21 protein-coding genes are annotated in these 17,277 nt (G+C 70.0%); 10 read left to right on the top strand and 11 right to left on the bottom strand.

Annotated features, from left to right (window positions below):
• Positions 1-25: 25 nt before the first annotated feature.
• A complete protein-coding gene (locus ACETK8_RS16995; RefSeq protein WP_374037001.1) occupies positions 26-1,588 on the bottom strand; it encodes an ATP-binding protein in 1,563 nt (520 codons plus the stop codon).
• The gene (locus ACETK8_RS16990) at positions 1,585-2,307 is read right to left on the bottom strand and encodes a response regulator (protein ID WP_374037000.1); all 723 of its coding nucleotides are present in this window, start codon (positions 2,305-2,307) and stop codon (positions 1,585-1,587) included. Before ACETK8_RS16990 ends, ACETK8_RS16995 begins: the two co-directional genes overlap by 4 nt.
• A gap of 129 nt (positions 2,308-2,436) precedes the next feature.
• On the opposite strand from ACETK8_RS16990, the gene ACETK8_RS16985 reads away from it, so the two are divergent.
• The 3 genes from ACETK8_RS16985 to ACETK8_RS16975 are packed head-to-tail and all read left to right on the top strand — an operon-like array spanning position 2,437 to position 5,736.
• On the top strand, positions 2,437-3,096 hold the full coding sequence (locus tag ACETK8_RS16985) for a hypothetical protein (RefSeq protein ID WP_374036999.1): 660 nt from the start codon (positions 2,437-2,439) through the stop codon (positions 3,094-3,096).
• Positions 3,097-3,149: 53 nt separating this feature from the next.
• The gene (locus tag ACETK8_RS16980; RefSeq protein ID WP_374036998.1) at positions 3,150-4,409 is read left to right on the top strand and encodes a S41 family peptidase; all 1,260 of its coding nucleotides are present in this window, start codon (positions 3,150-3,152) and stop codon (positions 4,407-4,409) included.
• Positions 4,410-4,413: 4 nt separating this feature from the next.
• Complete coding sequence (locus tag ACETK8_RS16975) at positions 4,414-5,736, top strand: S41 family peptidase (protein ID WP_374036997.1); 1,323 nt, start codon at positions 4,414-4,416, stop codon at positions 5,734-5,736.
• 70 nt (positions 5,737-5,806) lie between these two features.
• On the opposite strand, the gene purT is transcribed toward ACETK8_RS16975, so the two are convergent.
• Genes purT through tkt form a run of 5 tightly spaced genes read right to left on the bottom strand, consistent with a single transcriptional unit; the run spans position 5,807 to position 10,994 of the window.
• Complete coding sequence (gene purT / locus ACETK8_RS16970; protein WP_374036996.1) at positions 5,807-7,000, bottom strand: formate-dependent phosphoribosylglycinamide formyltransferase; 1,194 nt, start codon at positions 6,998-7,000, stop codon at positions 5,807-5,809.
• A gap of 11 nt (positions 7,001-7,011) precedes the next feature.
• Positions 7,012-7,845, bottom strand: a complete 834-nt coding sequence (locus tag ACETK8_RS16965) for an alpha/beta hydrolase (RefSeq protein ID WP_374039427.1) — start codon at positions 7,843-7,845, stop codon at positions 7,012-7,014.
• On the bottom strand, positions 7,845-8,645 hold the full coding sequence (locus ACETK8_RS16960) for a hypothetical protein (protein WP_374036995.1): 801 nt from the start codon (positions 8,643-8,645) through the stop codon (positions 7,845-7,847). Before ACETK8_RS16960 ends, ACETK8_RS16965 begins: the two co-directional genes overlap by 1 nt.
• A 13-nt stretch (positions 8,646-8,658) precedes the next feature.
• Entirely contained in the window at positions 8,659-9,045 is a 387-nt protein-coding gene (locus ACETK8_RS16955) for a VOC family protein (RefSeq protein ID WP_374036994.1), read from the bottom strand.
• Entirely contained in the window at positions 9,045-10,994 is a 1,950-nt protein-coding gene (gene tkt / locus ACETK8_RS16950) for a transketolase (RefSeq protein ID WP_374039426.1), read from the bottom strand. The genes ACETK8_RS16955 and tkt overlap by 1 nt, the downstream gene beginning before the upstream one ends.
• 135 nt (positions 10,995-11,129) lie before the next feature.
• On the opposite strand from tkt, the gene ACETK8_RS16945 reads away from it, so the two are divergent.
• The 7 genes from ACETK8_RS16945 (at position 11,130) to ACETK8_RS16915 (ending at position 14,601) form a co-directional block, all read left to right on the top strand.
• The gene (locus ACETK8_RS16945) at positions 11,130-11,390 is read left to right on the top strand and encodes a hypothetical protein (protein ID WP_374036993.1); all 261 of its coding nucleotides are present in this window, start codon (positions 11,130-11,132) and stop codon (positions 11,388-11,390) included.
• Positions 11,390-11,704 (top strand): cell division protein ZapA, encoded by a 315-nt coding sequence (locus ACETK8_RS16940; protein ID WP_374036992.1) that lies wholly within the window; start codon positions 11,390-11,392, stop codon positions 11,702-11,704. The genes ACETK8_RS16945 and ACETK8_RS16940 overlap by 1 nt, the downstream gene beginning before the upstream one ends.
• Positions 11,705-12,154: 450 nt before the next feature.
• Positions 12,155-12,382, top strand: coding sequence for a hypothetical protein (locus tag ACETK8_RS16935; protein WP_374036991.1), 228 nt, complete (start codon positions 12,155-12,157; stop codon positions 12,380-12,382).
• 80 nt (positions 12,383-12,462) lie between these two features.
• Entirely contained in the window at positions 12,463-12,990 is a 528-nt protein-coding gene (locus ACETK8_RS16930) for a 5-formyltetrahydrofolate cyclo-ligase (RefSeq protein WP_374036990.1), read from the top strand.
• Between the two features lie 6 nt (positions 12,991-12,996).
• The gene (locus ACETK8_RS16925; protein ID WP_374036989.1) at positions 12,997-13,818 is read left to right on the top strand and encodes a TIGR00282 family metallophosphoesterase; all 822 of its coding nucleotides are present in this window, start codon (positions 12,997-12,999) and stop codon (positions 13,816-13,818) included.
• An 82-nt stretch (positions 13,819-13,900) separates the two neighbouring features.
• The gene (locus tag ACETK8_RS16920) at positions 13,901-14,287 is read left to right on the top strand and encodes a MotA/TolQ/ExbB proton channel family protein (protein WP_374036988.1); all 387 of its coding nucleotides are present in this window, start codon (positions 13,901-13,903) and stop codon (positions 14,285-14,287) included.
• 2 nt (positions 14,288-14,289) lie between these two features.
• Positions 14,290-14,601, top strand: a complete 312-nt coding sequence (locus ACETK8_RS16915) for a BlaI/MecI/CopY family transcriptional regulator (RefSeq protein ID WP_374036987.1) — start codon at positions 14,290-14,292, stop codon at positions 14,599-14,601.
• Here ACETK8_RS16915 and ACETK8_RS16910 read toward each other — a convergent pair whose 3' ends face one another.
• The 4 genes from ACETK8_RS16910 to ACETK8_RS16895 all read right to left on the bottom strand — a co-directional run bounded on the left by ACETK8_RS16910 (position 14,602) and on the right by ACETK8_RS16895 (position 17,137).
• Positions 14,602-14,814, bottom strand: a complete 213-nt coding sequence (locus ACETK8_RS16910; protein WP_374036986.1) for a type II toxin-antitoxin system HicA family toxin — start codon at positions 14,812-14,814, stop codon at positions 14,602-14,604. It abuts the gene before it with no gap.
• Positions 14,811-15,005, bottom strand: a complete 195-nt coding sequence (locus tag ACETK8_RS16905; RefSeq protein WP_374036985.1) for a type II toxin-antitoxin system HicB family antitoxin — start codon at positions 15,003-15,005, stop codon at positions 14,811-14,813. The genes ACETK8_RS16910 and ACETK8_RS16905 overlap by 4 nt, the downstream gene beginning before the upstream one ends.
• Positions 15,006-15,051: 46 nt before the next feature.
• Positions 15,052-15,492 (bottom strand): DUF305 domain-containing protein, encoded by a 441-nt coding sequence (locus tag ACETK8_RS16900; RefSeq protein WP_374036984.1) that lies wholly within the window; start codon positions 15,490-15,492, stop codon positions 15,052-15,054.
• Between the two features lie 82 nt (positions 15,493-15,574).
• Complete coding sequence (locus ACETK8_RS16895) at positions 15,575-17,137, bottom strand: alkaline phosphatase D family protein (protein ID WP_374036983.1); 1,563 nt, start codon at positions 17,135-17,137, stop codon at positions 15,575-15,577.
• Between the last annotated feature and the right edge of the window lie 140 nt (positions 17,138-17,277).

Below are 17,277 nucleotides of genomic sequence, written 5' to 3'. Positions count from 1 at the left end.
TCGTCGCCTCCCGACCGACCCCGCCCTAGATCAGCGGCAGGCTCAGCGTCGCGGTCAGTCCGCCGTCCGGTCGGTTGGTCAGGGTCACGTCGCCGCCCGCCGCCCGCGCCGCCTGACGCGCCACGGCCAGACCGAGACCCGCCCCGCCGGTCTGACGGTTGCGGGAGCGTTCGCCGCGCTGGAAGGGTTCGAAGGCGATCTCCAACTCGTCCTCCGGCAGGCCGGGGCCGTCATCGGACACGGTCACCACGGCCTGGTCGCCGGACCGGACGGCCTCGACCCGCGCCGCGTCGCCGTACTTCACGGCGTTGTCGATCAGGTTGGCGACGGCGCGGCGCAGGGCCGCCGGATCGCCCTCGACCGGCAGGGACTTGCCGCCGGCGAAGGTCACCGCCGCCCCGGTCTCGGCGAAGCCGGCCGCGCAGTCGGCGGCCAGTCGAGACAGGTCCAGCCGCTCGCGCCGCTCGGCCTGCACCTCGCCCCGCACGAAGGCCATGGCCTGGCCGATCAGCCCGTCCATCTCTTCCACGTCCGACGCCATCTTGTCCCGCAGGGCGTGGGGCGCCTGTTCCGCCCGGAACCTGAGGCGCGTCAGCGGCGTCCTCAGGTCGTGGGCGATGGCGGCGATGGTCTGGGTCCGCTGGCGCATATGGCCCCGGATCGAGGCCTGCATGTCGTTGAAGGCGGCGATGGCGGTCCGCACCTCCGTCGGGCCGGACGGCGTCAGCGGCTCGGCGTCCGGATCGGCGCCCAGCCGCTCGGCGGCCTCGGCGAACTGCCGGATCGGCCGGGTGAGCCGCCGCGCCATGAACCAGACCAGGGGCGCCAGCAGAAGCCCGGTGATCCCTAGCGCGATCAGGAGCCGCGTCTGCCACGGATCGATCCACCCGCGCGGCGGCTCCACCGTCGCCCAGCGCCCGTCGGCCATCCGCACCGAGGCCGAGAAGGGGGCGAAGGTCAGGCGGTCGGCCGTGATGGCGAAGCGGGGTTGGCGATCGCCGTTCCCGCCCGCCGTGATGATGCGGACGTCGTCGCCCTCGGCGGGGGCGGCGCCGGCCGCCACGCCGCGCCGGGCCAGGATCTCCCCCAGCTGCCGCATCGCCGCTTCCCGCGCCGCATCGGGCACATCGCCCGCGCTGCGCTGGCTGATGACGAAGCTCTGGCTGCTCTCGGCGATGATGGTCGAGGGGGCGGGCGGCCCGCCGTCCGGGACCCGTCGCGCCTCGAACCCCGCCAGAGCCGGTCCGCCCGCCTCGCGGCGCGGCAACCAGACCCGCACATCCTGCGGCGCCCGTCCCAGACGCTGGGCCAGGCCTCCGGCGATGGCGCGCTCGACCGGTCCGGCCGGGCGATCGGTCTGCGGCGGCCCGTTCGACAGCCGACGTTTCAGCGCCCGCCCGTCCGCCGTCTCGGCGGGCCGGCCGTTCAGGGCGTCGGCGGCGGCGGCGATGCTGAACCCCGCCGGGCGCGGCGGCGGCGCGGTCAGGACGATGGCGAACACCACGGCCTGCGACGCCACGACGGCGAACACGGCCAGCAGGGCGACCTGCATCAGGACCGACATGGAGCCGAACGGCGAACGGCTCATGCGCGGGCGCCGACCCGGTCCGCGCGCCGCACGCGGGCGTCGAAGCGATAGCCCTCGCCCCGGATGGTTGCGATCAACTCACGCCCCGACCCGTCGTCCAGCTTCTTTCTCAGGCGGCTGATCTGCACGTCCATGGCGCGGTCGAAGACGTCGGCCTCCGAGCCCCGCGCGGCCTCCAGCAGCTGGTCGCGGGTCAGGACCCGGCCCGGCCGCTCGGCGAAGGCGCGCAACAGGCCGAACTCCCCGGCCGACAGAGTCACGATCTCTCCGCCCGGCTGGGCCAGTTCGCGGCGCACCAGATCCAGCCGCCAGCCGTCGAACATCAGGGCGGCGCCCGACGGCGCCTCATCCTCGCGCGGGCGACGCAGCACCGCCCGGATCCGGGCCAGCAGTTCGCGCGGATTGCACGGCTTGGCCAGATAGTCGTCGGCCCCCAGCTCCAGCCCCACGATCCGGTCGGTGTCCTCGCCCATGGCCGACAGCATCACGACCGGCGGCGTCCCCGACAGCCGTCGCACGACCGACAGCCCGTCCTCGCCCGGCATCATCAGGTCCAGCACGATCAGGTCGGTGGGCGCCTCGGACAGGGCCCGGTCCATCTCGGCCGCCGAGGCCGCGCCGCGCGCGACATAGCCGTGCTGGCCCAGATAGTCGCACAGGACTTCGCGGATGCCGGGGTCGTCGTCGACGACGAGGATGCGAGGGGAGGGATCGCTCATGCCCGACTTCATGCCTCCAGAACCCGGCCGCGTCATTTCACGGCTGAAACAATTGCTCCGCCGCCTGAAATACCCGTGAAAGCCCACGATGGTCCAAGGGCGCATCCGAAGTTCAGAGGAACCGTCTTCATGTCCATCATCGCCGTCGCCCTTCTGGCCGCCCTGAACGGCGCCGCACCGCAGGATCGGGCCGCCCCCCGCGTCGAGAGCCGCTCGGAAATCCGCATCGTCACCGCCGATGGCGAAGGCCCCGGCCGTCTCGACGCCGACGGCGACGGCGAGGTGACGCGCGAGGAGTTCACGGCCCCGATGAACAACGCCTTCGATCGCCTCGACAAGAACGGCGACGGAAAGCTGTCGGCCGAGGAACTGGCCGCTGGTCCGGGCCCGGGCGGTCCCGGTCGTCGCGTGATGATGTTCGGAGGTCCAGGCGGCCCCGGCGGACCGGGCGAGCACGACGTCCGCATCATCACCCGCGACGGCGGACCGGGCGGCCCCGGCATGCCGATGATCTTCCACGGCGGCGGCGAGGGCGGCCCGGTCCAAATCTTCACCTCGCGCATCGGCCCGGACGGCGGCCCGCCCTCCGGCGGTCCGGGCGGGCATCAGATCTTCGTCCGCCGCTTCGGCCCCAACGGCTCGGTCGACATGGACAAGAACGGCGACGGCAAGGTTTCCCAGGAAGAGTTCCTGGCCCCGATGATCGAAGCCTTCCAGCGCATGGACGCCGACAACGACGGCTTCCTGGATGAGGGCGAGGGCCGTCCCACGCCGCCGCCCGCCGACTGAGCCTCATTTTCGTGACTTGAGGCGTGGCGGACAGCCGGTCTAGGCTGATTGGGATGGTCCTCCCCGCTCGCCGCGCCTTCTTTTCCCTGATCGCCGGCGCCGTCCTCCTGTCGGGGACGGCGTTCGCGTCTCCGCCGGCCCTTGCCCAAGCACAGGTCGCCGTGGAGGCGCAGTCGCGCGAGCGGGCCCGGATGAACGCCCGCGTCTTCGACACCGTCTGGAACACCGTCCGCCGCCAGTATTACGACCCCGGCCTGCGCGGCCTTGACTGGAACGCGGCGCGCGACACCTGGCGGCCCCGCGCCGTCGCGGCCCCCGACGACCACGCCCTTTATCGCGCGATCAGCGGCATGCTGGATCTGCTGGACGACGACCATGCCGGCGCCATCTCGCCCGCCGTCGCCCGGCGTCAGGACCAGCTTCGCACCCGTCGCGCCGTCATGGGCGTCTCCCTCGCACGTCAGGACGGCGACCAGTGGCGGATCGATTCCGTCCGCGCCGGCTCTCCGGCCGCCGAAGCCGGCCTCCAGCCCGGCTGGGTGCTCCAGAGCGTCGACGGCCGCGAATGGGGCGTCGACTTCGATGTGGAGGAGGGGCGGGCGCTCCATCTGGCCCTGACCGACGAGACCGGCGCCCTGCAGCGCGTCGCGGTCGTGCCTCGCGTCATGGACCCGGTTCCCGCCTTCAGCGTCGACGCTTCCCGTCCCGGCGTGGTCGTCCTGCGGGTCGAGGGTTTCGAGGCCGGTCTCGGCCGCTGGCTGGGCCAGCGCCTGTCGGAGGTCTCGCCCGACACCGACGTCATTCTGGACCTGCGCGGCAATCCCGGCGGCCTCTTGCTGGAGGCCGACGCGGCCCTGTCCTGCTTCCTGCCGGCGCACCAGCAGTGGGCCACCCGCGTGTCGCGGAACGGCCGGCCCATGACCCTGTCGGTCATGCCCGGTTGCGGCAGTCTCAGCGCCCCGGTTCCCAATGACGTCGCCCTTCTGGTCGACGGATCGAGCCGCAGCGCCGCCGAACTGACCCCCGCCGCGCTTCAGGAATCCGGCCGCGCCCTGGTCGTCGGCGAACACACCGCCGGCGCCGTCCTGATCTCACAGGACAGCCCGCTGCCGGACGGAGGCCGCCTGACCCTCAGCCGCGCCGACTACATCACCGCCGGCGGCGTGCGGCTGGAGAAACGCGGCGTGGAGCCGGACATCGTCGTCGTCCGCACGGCCGAGGAGCGTCGCGCCGGCCTCGACCCGGCGCTGGACGCCGCCATCGCCGCCCTGGCCGAGGTCGCCCGCACCCGCGACGCCGCTCAGGCCCGCTGACCGGATGACGTCGCTCCGCCGCCTTGGACTGATCGCGGCCGCGACCCTGTTCCTCGGCGGCTGCCAGACCTTCCTGCCCTACAGCGACGACGAGCGGCGCATGCCGACCGTCGTCGAGGTCGAGGACGGCTCGCCCGAGCGTCTGGCCCTCAACACCCGCGTCTACGATTCCGCCGTCGACTGGGTCTCGCGCCGTTTCTACAAGCGCGACTTCGGCGGGGTGGACTGGCCGGGCGAGACCGCCGCGCGCCGCGACGAGGCCCTGGCCCAGCCGACCGAGCGGGGCTTCTACCGCGCCCTCAACGAGACCTTGGACCTGCTCGGCGACCGCCACACCAATGCGGTGACGCCGACCCGCCACGCCGAGATGGTGCGGGGCCGGCGCGAGCCCACCATCAACCTCGGCTTCGGCATGCGGCTGATCGACGACCAACTCATCGTCACCTCGATCCGCGGGGGCGGTCCCGCCGATCTGGCGGGCGTCCAGCGCGGTTGGGTGGTCGAAAGCCTGAACGGCGAACCGGCCACGCGCGAAAGCCGGATGAACCGGGAGCGGGAGGACCAGCTCGTCGTCTTCGTCGACAGTCAGGATGTCCGCCACGAACTCGCCATCCGTCAGGGGCCGCTGCCGCCCTATGTCGGCCGCGCGATCCGCCGGCCGGACGGCGTCCTGATCCTGTCCTTCGACTATTTCGGCGAGGCGACCCGGCGCTGGTTCGACGAGCAGATGGATCTGGCCGTCGCCGATCCGCCCAAGGGCATCGTGCTGGATTTCCGCGACAATCGCGGCGGCCTGATCACCGACGTCGGCCGCGCGCTCGGCCATTTCTACACGGAGCGCCAGCCCTACGCCTATGTCGAGTACGGCTTCCTGCCGCGCTTCCCGATCCGGGCCAAGCCCGCGCGCCGACCCTGGACCGGCCCGGTCGCGGTCGTCATCGGCGACGCCTCGGCCAGCGGCGCCGAGGTCTTCGCCGCCACCTTCCAGGAGACCGGCCGGGGCCTCGTCTTCGGCGCGACCTCCATGGGGGCGGTGGTCGCCTCGCGTCAGCTGAACCTGCCGGACGGCGGCGAACTCAGCATCGGCGTCCGCAGCTTCCGCTCCGGCGCCGGCCGCACCCTGGAAGGCGTCGGCGTCGTCCCCGACCACGAAGTCCACTTCCGCGCCGACGAGCTCCGCCGAGGCCACGACGCCATGATCGAAGCGGCTGTGGAAGCGGTCCTCCAAAACCCTTCTCCCCTTGCGGGAGAAGGTGGCAGCCGAAGGCTGACGGATGAGGGGTACGAAGACGCAGACGAGATGAGGCGAGCAGACGCCTATCGGTGACATCTACGGTCCCCCTCATCCGACCTCCGCTGCGCTTCGGCCACCTTCTCCCGCAAGGGGAGAAGGGAATTCAGCCCTTCACCGGCCTCACGCGCCCCGCCGCTTCTCGGGCCCGCTCGCGCGCCAGGTCCGTCGTCTCACCCCGCGCCAGCGCCACCCCCATCCGTCGCCGCTCGAACGCTTCCGGCTTCCCGAACAGCCTCAGGTCCGCCGTAGGCACGGACAACGCCTCGTCCACGCCCTCGAAGGCGATGCCCTCGGCGTCCATCCCGCCATAGATCACCGCGCTGGCCCCGACCTCGCGCTGGCTGACATCGACCGGCAGGCCCAGAATCGCCCGCGCATGCAGGGCGAACTCGCTCAGCGTCTGGGTCGCCAGGGTCACAAGACCCGTATCGTGTGGACGCGGCGACACCTCCGAGAACCAGACCTCGTCCCCCTTCACGAACAGCTCGACGCCGAAGACGCCGAGGCCCCCCAGGGCCTCCGTCACCTTGCCCGCGATCTCCTGCGAACGGGCCAGGGCCGCCGCGCTCATCGCCTGCGGTTGCCAGCTCTCGACATAGTCGCCCTTGACCTGACGATGGCCGATCGGGGCGCAGAAGTCGGTCACGACCGCCCCGTCCTTCATCGACCGCACGGTCAGCAGGGTGATCTCGAAATCGAAGTCGATCCGCCCCTCGACGATGATCCGCGCCGTCTCCACCCGGCCCGACGACTGCGCATAGGCCCAGGCGTTGGCGGCGTCCTCGATGGCGTCGATGAAGGACTGTCCCTTGCCCGACGACGACATGACCGGCTTCACGAACACAGGCAGGCCGATCTCGTGCGCCGCCGCCGCCAGTTCCTCGGCCGATCCGGCGAAGGCGTAGGGACTGGTCGGCAGACCCAGCTCCTCGGCCGCCAACCGGCGGATGCCCTCGCGGTTCATGGTCAGCTGGGTCGCCCGCGCCGTCGGAATGACCCGCGCCATCCCCGCCGCCTCGATCTGGGCCAGGATCTCGGTGGCGATGGCCTCGATCTCGGGCACGATGATGTCCGGCCCCTCGGCCAGGATGACGCCGTTCAGGATCTGCGGATCGGTCATCGGGATGACGTGGCTGCGGTGCGCCACCTGCATGGCCGGCGCATTGGCGTAGCGGTCCACGACCACCACCTCGACGCCCAGCCGCTGCAGCTCGATCGCCACCTCCTTGCCCAACTCCCCGCCGCCCAGGAGCATGACGCGGGTGGCGGTCATCGAAAGAGGGGTGCCGAGACGCATGGGAGATCCAGTCAGTTCGAGGGGAGGGCGTAGAGGCTGCGGAACGCGTCGAGCGCCGCCCCATGATAGATGGTCGCGTGGCTTTCCGCAGGCCTCGGCGTGAAATCCCAGGTCACGCCCGGCATGGCGAAGTCGCGCAGGTTCTGGGTCAGCACATCCATCGGCGCCTGCATCTCCGGGCCTTCGTCGCCCAGCGTCAGGATCAGCCGGCGCGGGTCGTTGGAATGGTCCCGCAGATGCGCCCCCGCCTGTCGCGCCAGCCGCCCGCCGTCCCACCACAGGCTGGGGCTGACCGCCACATAGGCGTCGAACATCTGGGGCTCCTTCAGGAAGGTCTCCACGACAAACAGACCCGCCAGAGACTCGCCCATCAACACCGTCTCCCCGCTGGTGCGGAACCGCCCCTCCACGAAGGGCTGGACCTCCTCCAGCAGGAAACGCCGGAATCGCTCGGACTGCCCCTGGGTCGGATACCGGGCGATCAGCTCGGGGTCTTCGGTCGGCAGGGCCAGCTCGTTCCGCCGATCCACCGAGGCCACGCCGACCACGATCACGTCCCGCGTCGTGCCGACGATGGTCCCCAGCTGGGCCAGACCCGAGATATGGTGGAAGTCCTGCGCCTGCCCGCCGTCCAGCACATAGAGAACCGGATAGGTCGCCGTCCCCTCGGCATAACCGGGCGGCAGCCAGACGTTGATCTCCCGCGTCCCGCCCATGACGGAGGAGGGCAGGGCATAGGACTGGCCGATCACGATGGGCGTCGCCGCCACAGGCTCCTGCGCCCGTACAGGCGAGACGCCCAGAACGCAGAGGCCGACGATGATTGCGAGCGTCCGTCCGATCATCACGCCGCCGGTTCCGCCCCGTCCTTCGGCGCCCAGTTCCCGGCCGCATGGGCGGCGGTCACCGCCTCTATCATGGCGGCCGAGACGCCGTTCGACTGCATCTCTTCGGGCGTCATGGTCACGCGGTCGGCGCAGGCCTGGACGACGTGGGCGAACTCGGGCTGGACGGACAGGCCGCCCTCTTCGGCATCCAGCAGCAGTTTGAAACTGGTGTCGCCCATCGACTCGGCCGTCCAGACGTCGCCGCAGTCGCCGAGATGTTCCGCGTCCGTCGAGGCCAGCATCTTGCGGCTGTACCAGGTGGTCAGGACGCTCGACGACAGGGACGGGACATAGGTCGCCGGCCTGTCGGTGGCATCGCCGCGCACCAGCTGCAGGCCCGGCGCCGCGGCGACCCAGTCCACCCGCTCGCCGGTCGCCAGATCATAGGTCAGGCCGGTCTGGTCGAAGCTCGGGTGGGCCGCGCCCTCGCAGTACCAGCTCTCGGCGATCCAGAAGCTGACATAGCCCGGCCCGGTCATCGGCTGGGTCACGCCGCGCTCGATGCCGCCGCCGGTCTCGCAGGCGTTGCCCATGACCGCGCCGTCGATCCGGGCGAGGTCGGCGTTGATCCTCTCGATGGCGGCGCCCTCGCCGACCAGGCGGGGCAGGGCGCCGACGCCGTCCGCCAGATCGGGCTGGGCCGCGAAGGTCACGGCCGAGGCTTCCGCGGCGTCGCCCTTGGTCGGGTCCGTGACCGGATTACAGGCCGCCAGCCCCAGCATCAGGCCCGCGATGGCCACGCTTGTGATCGTCTTCATCTCTGCCGCCCCCTCAGCGCGTCGGTTCGATCAGATCCCAGCCGTTGCCGTACAGATCCTCGAAGACGACCACCCTGCCATAGGATTCGGACCGGGGCTGCTCGCGGAACCTGACCCCGGCCGCCAGCCAGGCGGCATGGTCGCGCAACAGGTCGTCGGTCTCCAGAAACAGCCAGATCCGTCCGCCCGCCTGATTGCCGACCTGCGCCCGTTGCGCCTCCGTCGTCGCGCGGGCGAGCAGGATGGAGGTCTCGCCGCCTTTCGGCGTGACCCGCACCCATCGCTTGCCGCCGCCCATGTCGGTATCCTCGCTGAGCTCGAACCCCAGCTTGTCGACATAGAAGGCGATGGCCTCGTCATAGTCGCGGACCAGCAAACTGACCGCGCCCAGCCGAGGCATCAGAGGCGCGCTTTCGCCGCCGCCACGATGGCGTCCGCCGTGATGCCGAACTCGCGGTACAGCACGTCCGCCGGGGCCGAGGCGCCGAAGCCGGTCATGCCGATGAAGGCGCCGTCCTCGCCGATGAACCGCTCCCAGCCCTGCTTGATCGCGGCCTCGCAGGCGACGCGCACCGTGCCTCGGCCGATGACCTTGGCCTGATAGGCGGCGTCCTGTTGCTCGAACAGCTCGAAGCACGGAACCGACACGACCCGCGTCGGCGACCCGTCGGCCTCCAGCGTCTCGGCCGCCTTCAGCGCCAGCGGCACCTCGGTGCCCGTGGCGAACAGGGTGACCTTGGCCTCAGCCGAAGCGGCGCGCAGCTCATAAGCGCCCCTGGCCGACAGGTTCTCGTCCGAAGCGGTCACCCGCACCGCCGCCGTCTTCTGGCGCGACAGGGCCATGGCCGACGGCGTCGCCTTGTGCTGCAGGGCCAGTTGCCAGCATTCGAACGCCTCGACCGTATCGGCCGGGCGGAACACCATCAGGTTCGGAATGGCGCGCAAGGACGCCAGATGCTCGACCGGCTGGTGCGTCGGGCCGTCTTCGCCCAGACCGATGGAGTCGTGGGTCAGGACGTGGATCACGCGAATGCCCATCAGGGCCGCCATGCGGATGGCGTTGCGGCTGTAGTCCGAGAACACCATGAAGGTGCCGCCGTAGGGGATGATCCCGCCGTGCAGCGCCATGCCCGTCATGGCCGCCGCCATGCCGAACTCGCGGATGCCCCAGTTGACGTAGCGCCCCTCATAGGTGGGCGCGTCGAAGATCGGCGTGCCCTTGACGAAGGTGTTGTTCGATCCGGTCAGGTCGGCCGAGCCGCCCACCATCTCCGGCACGGCGCCGAACAGGGTCTCCAGCGCGGCGCCCGAAGCCTGACGCGTCGCCTGGGCCGGCTTGTCCTCGACCAGCTGGGCGATCCCGGCGTTCAGGGCGTCGAACGCGCTCTCCGGCAGGTCGCCCTTCATGGCGCGGGTGAAGTCGTGGCCTTGCGACGATGCGGCCAGACGGGCCTCCCACGCCTTGCGGTCCTTCGATCCGCGCTTGCCGACCTTCTTCCAGGCCTTGTCGATGTTGTCCGGCACCACGAACGGTTCGTGGTTCCAGGCCAGACCCAGACGGGTGGCGGCGACCTCGGCGGCGCCCAAGGCCGCGCCGTGGGTCTTGTGGCTGCCTTCCATGGTGGCGGCGCCCTTGCCGATCTTGGTCTTGCACGCGATCAGGGTCGGCTTGTCCTGACGGGTCGCCCACTGCAGCGCCGACTTGATCGCCTTCATGTCGTGGCCGTCGACGGCCTTCACCGCCCAGCCCGAGGCCTTGAAGCGCGCCTTCTGATCGACCGCATCCGACAGGCTGACCTTGCCGTCGATGGTGATGTCATTGTCGTCCCAAAGGACCGTCAGCTTGTTCAGCCTGTAGCGGCCGGCCAGGGCGATGGCCTCCTGAGAGACACCCTCCATCAGGCAGCCGTCGCCCGCGATGACCCAGGTCCGGTGATCGACGAGGTCAGCACCGTACTTGGCCGCCAGATGCCGCTCGGCCATGGCGAAGCCGATGGAGTTGGCCAGGCCCTGACCCAGCGGACCCGTCGTCGTCTCCACGCCGGGCATATGGCCGTACTCGGGGTGACCCGCCGTCTTCGACCCCCACTGGCGGAAGTTCGACAGCTGCTCCGACGTCGCGGCCTTGTAGCCTGTCAGGTGCAGCAGGGCGTAGATCAGCATCGAGCCGTGGCCGGCCGACAGGATGAAGCGGTCGCGGTCGGCCCAGTCGGGGCGGCTCGCGTCGAACTTCAGGAATTTGGAGAACAGCACCGTCGCCACGTCCGCCATGCCCATCGGCATGCCCGGGTGGCCGCTGGCGGCCTTTTCGACCCCGTCCATCGCCAGAACGCGGATGGCGTCGGCCATCATCTGCGGGGTCGCTTTTTCGGGTGCGTCGGAGGCTTTGGCCACGGGCGGACCTTTCGTCTGGAGGCGGAAAAGGGAGGCGCGCCGCTTTACCCCGGCGTCACGGCGGGTTCTATACGAAATCTGGAGGAAACGATGGCCGACGCCACGACAGCCGCGCGAGATCGGATCGACAAGGCCCTGGCCCTGCTGGAACGCAAGGTGCTGGACCTGAAGGCGCGCCCCGCCTCCGCCCCCGGCATCGCCGACGACGACCTGTTCGCCACCCCGACGCCGTCCGACGCCGACGCCCAGCGCCGCATCGCCGAGCTGGAGGCCGCCGGTCGCGACGCCTCCGCCGCCCTGGCCGCCGCCGCCATGGCCGTGCGCGACATCCTCGCCAGGGACGACAACTGATGGCCACCGTCACTGTCGAGATCAACGGACGCCCCTATGCCGTGGGCTGCGCCGACGGCCAGGAGGAGCGAGTCCGCATCCTCGCCAAACAGTTCGACGTCCATGTGCGCCAGGTCGCCGGCGACGTCGGCCACGTCGGCGACATCCGCCTGTTCCTGATGGCCGCCCTGGTCCTGGCCGACGAACTGCACGAAGTCCGCATGAACGCCGGACCCACGCCCGCCGCCGGATCGGCCCCCGCCTCCGACGCCGGCGTCGCCGAAGCCCTCAACGCCGTCGCCGCCCGGATCGAGAAGATCGCTCAATCACTTTGATCGACGTCTCCTCCCCGTCGCGTAGCGATGGGGAGGTGGCAGCGAGCCTCTTCGCGAGCTGACGGAGGGGTTCTTCGCGCACGCAGAAAAGAACCCCTCCGTCTCTCCGCTTCGCTCCGAGCCACCTCCCCATCCTTCGGACGGGGAGGAGACTTGATCCCCGGCCATTGTTCCGCCCCCGGTGAACGACTATCTTGTCCGACGGCGGGTCATGCTGTGGCTCTCGTCGAAGGCAACATATCCTCGCGGCCTTAATTCACTCGAAGGGATCTGCCCCTGTCCGACCTCGTGGGGTTGGGTATGCGGAGCCCACCTGGCTACCCAGGCTCGAGAGGATTCAAACCGTCCTTCACGGCTCTTCACGGCGCCGCCACCTTCTCTCTTTTTGGGCGCTATCGCTCGCCGCGCGGCGGCTCGCTACTTGAGCGCCGGCTTTCGTCTGGAGCCCTGATGATCCTCAAGCGTGGCTGGTTCGGACCGAAGCGGATCGGTTGGGGCGCATCGCCCGCCAGCTGGGAAGGCTGGGCCGCGACCGGCGTCTTCATCCTGGCCATGCTTCTGACGGGCACGCTCCTGCGGGACGTGGCCTGGGTCTGGGCCGTGATGCTGGCCAATGTCGCCCTCTTCCTCGCCGTGGTCATCCTGACCTACGACAAGAACGCCCGGCCCTGGATCTGACCCTCCCGGACAAGACAGTCCTGCGCGCGGAGGCCCGTGCTGTTCGGCGCAGGCTTGCGGAGCTGTCGCCCGACGCCTCGATGCGACTGGCAGCGCATACCGAGGCCCTGCTGGACAAGGAATGGGCGACCGACGGCCGATGGGCCGAGGACACGGCCAAGGGACGCCGGCTGAAGGTCGCGATTTACCAACCTCGCGGCGCGGAGATCGACACGGGGCCGTTGGCGAGGGCGTTGATCGCGCTGTCCTGCGACCTTTGCCTGCCGGTGGTGATCGAGCGGGACGCGCCGCTGATCTTTCGCGCATGGACGCCGGGGCAGGTCCTGAGCCCCGATCTGGTCGGATCGCCCGCGCCCCTGGCCGACGCCGCCGAGGTCAGGCCGAACATGATCCTCTGCCCCCTGCTGGCTTTTGACGCGCATGGAGGGCGACTGGGGCTGGGCGGCGGCTACTACGATCGCACCGTGGACGCCATGGACGGACGGGTCGCCTTCATCGGCGTCGCCTATGCCGGCCAGCAGGTCGAACGACTGCCCGTCGAGGATCATGACGAAGACATGCATGGCGTGTTGACCGAGACGGGCTATACCGCCGCCCGAAAGGTCTAACTCCCCATGCGTCTTGCCTTCTTCGGCGATGTGATCGGCAAGTCCGGTCGCGACGGCCTCAGCGATCATCTGCCCGGCCTCAAGCGGGTGCTGAACCTCGACTTCGTGGTGGTGAACGCGGAGAACGCCGCCGGCGGCTTCGGCATCACCGAGAACACGGCCAAGGAGCTGTTTATGGCCGGCGCCGACTGCCTGACGCTGGGCAACCACTCCTGGGACCAGCGCGAGGCCCTGACCTATATCGTGCGCGAGCCGCGCCTCATCCGCCCGGCCAACTATCCCCGGCTGATGGACGCGCCCGGCGCCGGCGCCAACCTGTTCGAGACCCATTCGGGCCGCACCGTTCTGGTCATGAACGTGCTGGGCCGCGTCCACATGGACCCCCAGGACGACCCCTTCGGCGCCGTGGACCGCGAGCTGAACGCCGCCCCCCTGGGCCATGTCGCCGACGCCGTCATCGTCGACATGCACGCAGAGGCCACCTCCGAGAAGATGGCCATGGGCCATTTCTGCGACGGTCGCGCCTCCCTCGTGGTCGGCACCCACACCCACGTCCCGACCGCCGACTGCCAGATCCTGCCCGGCGGCACGGCCTACCAGACCGACGCCGGCGGCTGCTGCGACTATGACAGCGTCATCGGCAACGAGAAGGAGGAGCCGCTCCGCCGCTTCACCACCCGCGTCTCGGGCGGCCGCTACAATCCCGCATCCGGCCCCGCCACCGTCTGCGGCGTCTATGTCGAGACCGACGACAAGACCGGCCTCGCCGTCCGCGTCGAACCCATCCGCGTCGGCGGCCGTCTCAGCCAGCATATCCCGCAGGTCTGAGGCCGCTCGAAGCGGGGCTGTTGACGGATAAGATTACGCGTGTAATCGTCTTGGTCTACAAACGTAGTCCAAGGAGCCGCTCATGCCTGCCCTGACCCCCGCCACCATCTTCCTCGACGCCGCCCTGCCTGTTCAGATCATCGTCGTCGCCCTGATCGTCGCCGCACTCGCCGCCGTCGCCGTGACGGCGAAGAAGGTCGCCTCGGGCAGCCACCTGACCGGCGGCTCGGCCTATCTCTCGGCCCTGCGTCTCGGCGCCCCGTTGCTCGGTCTGCTCGGCGCGGCCTTCAACGGCCTGATGATGTTCGTTGCGCTCGCGAAGTTCGGCGATCAGCCGATCAACGTCCTCGCGCCCGGCCTGGCCGAGGCCATGTTCCTCGTCGTCATGGGGCTGATCGTCGGCGTGGTCGGCGTCATCTGCCACTGGATCGTCGAGGCCCGCGTCGACCGCGCCGTCCTCCGGGCCTGAGGGTGACGCGCATCGCCGTCACCGAGGCGGAGAGCGCCATCCTGGCCGCCCTGTGGCGTCACGGCCCGCTCTCCTTCGCCTCCCTGATCGAGGCGGTGAAGGCCGACAACGCCTGGGGCGACGCCACCATCAAGACCTTGCTCGGCCGCCTGATGCGAAAGGGCGCCGTCTGCTCCGAACGCGACGACGGCCGCCAGCGCTATCACCCCGCGATCGACCGCCGGACCTATGTCGACGGCGAGATCCAGGCTCTGACCGACCGCCTGTTCGCCGGCGACCGGGCGGCCCTCAGGGCTTTCCTCGACGGGGCGTGACTAGAGATCCTCCGGCGTCAGCCCCGTGTGCTTCGCCATACGCGCCAGCATGCGCGGGCCGACCTCGTCGCCGTCATGAAAGGCGAAGACCACGTCTTCCCATCCGGACCGCTTCAGCACGCGGTGGGAACCGACCCGACGCGCCTCAACCCAGCCGATGGCGTTCAGCGCCGCGAGCAGTCGGCGCGCCTTGACCGACGGCCAGACGCTCACGCCGCGAACAGCCGTTCAACCTCCGGCGCGCGTTCGCCATTCTCAAGCCGATCGGCCAGCACCCTGAGCACCAGCGCCTCGACCTTCGCCACGGCCTCCTCGCGCGTCGCGCCATAGGCCATTACGCCGGACAGGGTGGGGGCCTCCGCGATCCAGCGGCCGTCTTCTTCGCGCTCGACTTCCAACTGCATCCGGCGTTCCTCCAGCGAGAACCCTACACCAGACGCGCGCTGAACTCTATTCGCCGGCTGCGGGCGCCCAGGCCCGCATCTCGGCGATCTCCCGCGTCTGCGTATCGATGACGGCCTGAGCCATCCGCCGCACCTCCGGATCGCGGCTGTCGCGCAGGGCCACTTCGGCCATGGCCACCGCGCCCTGATGGTGGGCGATCATCTTGGCGATATAGGCCTGGTCCACCGTCTCGCCGGACGCCGCCGCCATCAGCCGGTGCATCTCGGCCTCCGAGGCCGCGAAGGCCTGATCCCCGGCGGTCGGTCCGGCCGGGGCCGTGTGCGCCGAGTGATCTTCAGGCCCCGACACCGTCCCCTCGACCACGGCCGCCGCCTGGTTCTTGGCCGAGGCCTCCCGCATCGCCTGCTGCACCGGATCGCCGCCGCCGTCGCACGCGGCGAGCATCAGGGGCAGGGCGGCCAGAAGGGCGAGGCGGCGGGCGGTCATGGGCGGTCTCTCTGCGGTCGACCCGGACATCCACGCCTTTTACTGCGTCCGCGCACCGTCGCACGATGTCGCGGGCCGGAAATCAGGCGTCCTGCAACCGAGCGCTGCCCGCCTCGACCACCATCGACTTGCGGGTCGACAGCACGCCAGTCCGGTCGTGGATCTGGTCCAGCACCTTGAAGTCGGTCTTCCAGCGGTCGGGCGTCACCTCGCAGACGACATAGCCGCGCTGCGAGTTGTTGAACTTCAACATCGGATTGGCCGACTGGATCGCCGCCATGTCGGGCCGTTGATCCACCCCGTCGCCGCCCGAACTGATCGAGGTGGCCACGAACTCCGCCGCGATCGGTTCGCCCTCCGGATTGCGCTCGTCGATATAGAGCTCGCCCGCATAGTTCTGATGTTCGTCGCCCGTCAGGACCACGACATTGTCGATGCGGCGCTGCTTGATATGGTTCAGCACGCGCGCGCGGGGCACGCGGTATCCGGCCCAGCTGTCGGGGTTCACGCCGTAGTCCGCGCCCGGGTTCCGATCCAGGTCCATGACCATGATCTGCTGCGCCAGGGTGTTCCACTTCGCCTTCGAGGTGTTCAACCCGTCGAACAGCCAGGCCTGCTGCGCCTCGCCGAGGATCTCGGCCTCGCGCGCATCGATGTCCGAGCAGTTCGCATTGAACCGGTCGCCGCACGGCTGGTCCGAGCGATACTGTCGCGTGTCGAGCAGGTGCACGTCCAGCAGGTCGCCATAGCTGGCCCGGCGATACAGCTGCATCGACGACCCGCGCGGGAAGGCCGAACGCCGCATCGGCATATGCTCGTAGAAGGCCTGCATCGCCGCCGCCCGGCGCAGCAGGAAGACCTCGGCCGGCGACCCGTCCTGATCGATGTCCGAGACCCAGTTATTGTCGACCTCGTGGTCGTCCCAGACCACGAACCAGGCCGCCGACTGGCGCGCCGTCTGCAGGTCGGCGTCCATCGTGTACTGGGCGTAGCGGCGGCGATAGTCGTCCACCGAATAGACCTCGCCCCCGTCATGGACGCGCAGGTTCTCCTGGGTCGAGGTCCCGCCATAGATGCGGTTGCCGCGCCCCTCGTAGATGTAGTCCCCGTAGAAGAAGACGAAGTCCAGATCCTCGCCGGCCATCTTGCGATGGGCGGTGTAGTAGCCGCTCTCGAAGGCCTGACAGCCCGCCACGCCGAACTTGACCTGAGCCAGGGGCGCGCCCGCGACCGGCGCCGTCTTGGCCCGCCCGACGCCGGACCGCTCCGACCCGACGCGGAAGCGATAGAAATACGGGCGACCGGGCTCCAGCCCCTCGACCTCGACGTGGACGGAGTGGCCCAGTTCCGGCCGCGCGATGGCTTCGCCGGATCGCACGATGGTCCCGAACCCGGCGTCCGCGGACACCTCCCAGGTCACCGCCATCGCCTGGCGCGGCATGCCGTAGCCGGGCTCCATCGGCCGGGGCGCGATCCGCGTCCAGATCACGAAGCCGTCGGGCAGGGGATCGCCCGCCGCCACCCCCAGCTGGAACGGGTTCACGTCGAACACCGCCTGGGCCAGGCCTTCCTTCGGCAGGGTAAGCGCGGCCGATCCGGCGCCCAGTCCGGTCAGAAGCAGGCGGCGGGACAGAAACAGGGACATGGCGAACTCCGGCTAAGCAGCCTCGATAGTCCTCTGATGTGACAATGTCTCTCGCACACAAACCGACACGGTCAGGAACAGGAGGGTTGAAAGGTCGGGCTTCGGCGAGCCATGTTATGCGAAGGCAGCGGGGGCTGTCT

The sequence above is a fragment of the Brevundimonas staleyi genome, assembly GCF_041893865.1.
Lineage (GTDB): Bacteria > Pseudomonadota > Alphaproteobacteria > Caulobacterales > Caulobacteraceae > Brevundimonas > Brevundimonas staleyi.
Note: the sequence above shows the minus strand (reverse complement) of the source record. Positions and strands in the feature narration are given on the sequence as shown.

Coding starts and splice junctions, on each gene's coding strand:
- ACETK8_RS16995 (WP_374037001.1), bottom strand. CDS start 1,588: ATGAGCCGTTCGCCGTTCGGCTCCATGTCGGTCCTGATGCAGGTCGCC.
- ACETK8_RS16990 (WP_374037000.1), bottom strand. CDS start 2,307: ATGAGCGATCCCTCCCCTCGCATCCTCGTCGTCGACGACGACCCCGGC.
- ACETK8_RS16985 (WP_374036999.1), top strand. CDS start 2,437: ATGTCCATCATCGCCGTCGCCCTTCTGGCCGCCCTGAACGGCGCCGCA.
- ACETK8_RS16980 (WP_374036998.1), top strand. CDS start 3,150: ATGGTCCTCCCCGCTCGCCGCGCCTTCTTTTCCCTGATCGCCGGCGCC.
- ACETK8_RS16975 (WP_374036997.1), top strand. CDS start 4,414: ATGACGTCGCTCCGCCGCCTTGGACTGATCGCGGCCGCGACCCTGTTC.
- purT (WP_374036996.1), bottom strand. CDS start 7,000: ATGCGTCTCGGCACCCCTCTTTCGATGACCGCCACCCGCGTCATGCTC.
- ACETK8_RS16965 (WP_374039427.1), bottom strand. CDS start 7,845: ATGATCGGACGGACGCTCGCAATCATCGTCGGCCTCTGCGTTCTGGGC.
- ACETK8_RS16960 (WP_374036995.1), bottom strand. CDS start 8,645: ATGAAGACGATCACAAGCGTGGCCATCGCGGGCCTGATGCTGGGGCTG.
- ACETK8_RS16955 (WP_374036994.1), bottom strand. CDS start 9,045: ATGCCTCGGCTGGGCGCGGTCAGTTTGCTGGTCCGCGACTATGACGAG.
- tkt (WP_374039426.1), bottom strand. CDS start 10,994: ATGGCCGACGCCATCCGCGTTCTGGCGATGGACGGGGTCGAAAAGGCC.
- ACETK8_RS16945 (WP_374036993.1), top strand. CDS start 11,130: ATGGCCGACGCCACGACAGCCGCGCGAGATCGGATCGACAAGGCCCTG.
- ACETK8_RS16940 (WP_374036992.1), top strand. CDS start 11,390: ATGGCCACCGTCACTGTCGAGATCAACGGACGCCCCTATGCCGTGGGC.
- ACETK8_RS16935 (WP_374036991.1), top strand. CDS start 12,155: ATGATCCTCAAGCGTGGCTGGTTCGGACCGAAGCGGATCGGTTGGGGC.
- ACETK8_RS16930 (WP_374036990.1), top strand. CDS start 12,463: ATGCGACTGGCAGCGCATACCGAGGCCCTGCTGGACAAGGAATGGGCG.
- ACETK8_RS16925 (WP_374036989.1), top strand. CDS start 12,997: ATGCGTCTTGCCTTCTTCGGCGATGTGATCGGCAAGTCCGGTCGCGAC.
- ACETK8_RS16920 (WP_374036988.1), top strand. CDS start 13,901: ATGCCTGCCCTGACCCCCGCCACCATCTTCCTCGACGCCGCCCTGCCT.
- ACETK8_RS16905 (WP_374036985.1), bottom strand. CDS start 15,005: ATGCAGTTGGAAGTCGAGCGCGAAGAAGACGGCCGCTGGATCGCGGAG.
- ACETK8_RS16900 (WP_374036984.1), bottom strand. CDS start 15,492: ATGACCGCCCGCCGCCTCGCCCTTCTGGCCGCCCTGCCCCTGATGCTC.
- ACETK8_RS16895 (WP_374036983.1), bottom strand. CDS start 17,137: ATGTCCCTGTTTCTGTCCCGCCGCCTGCTTCTGACCGGACTGGGCGCC.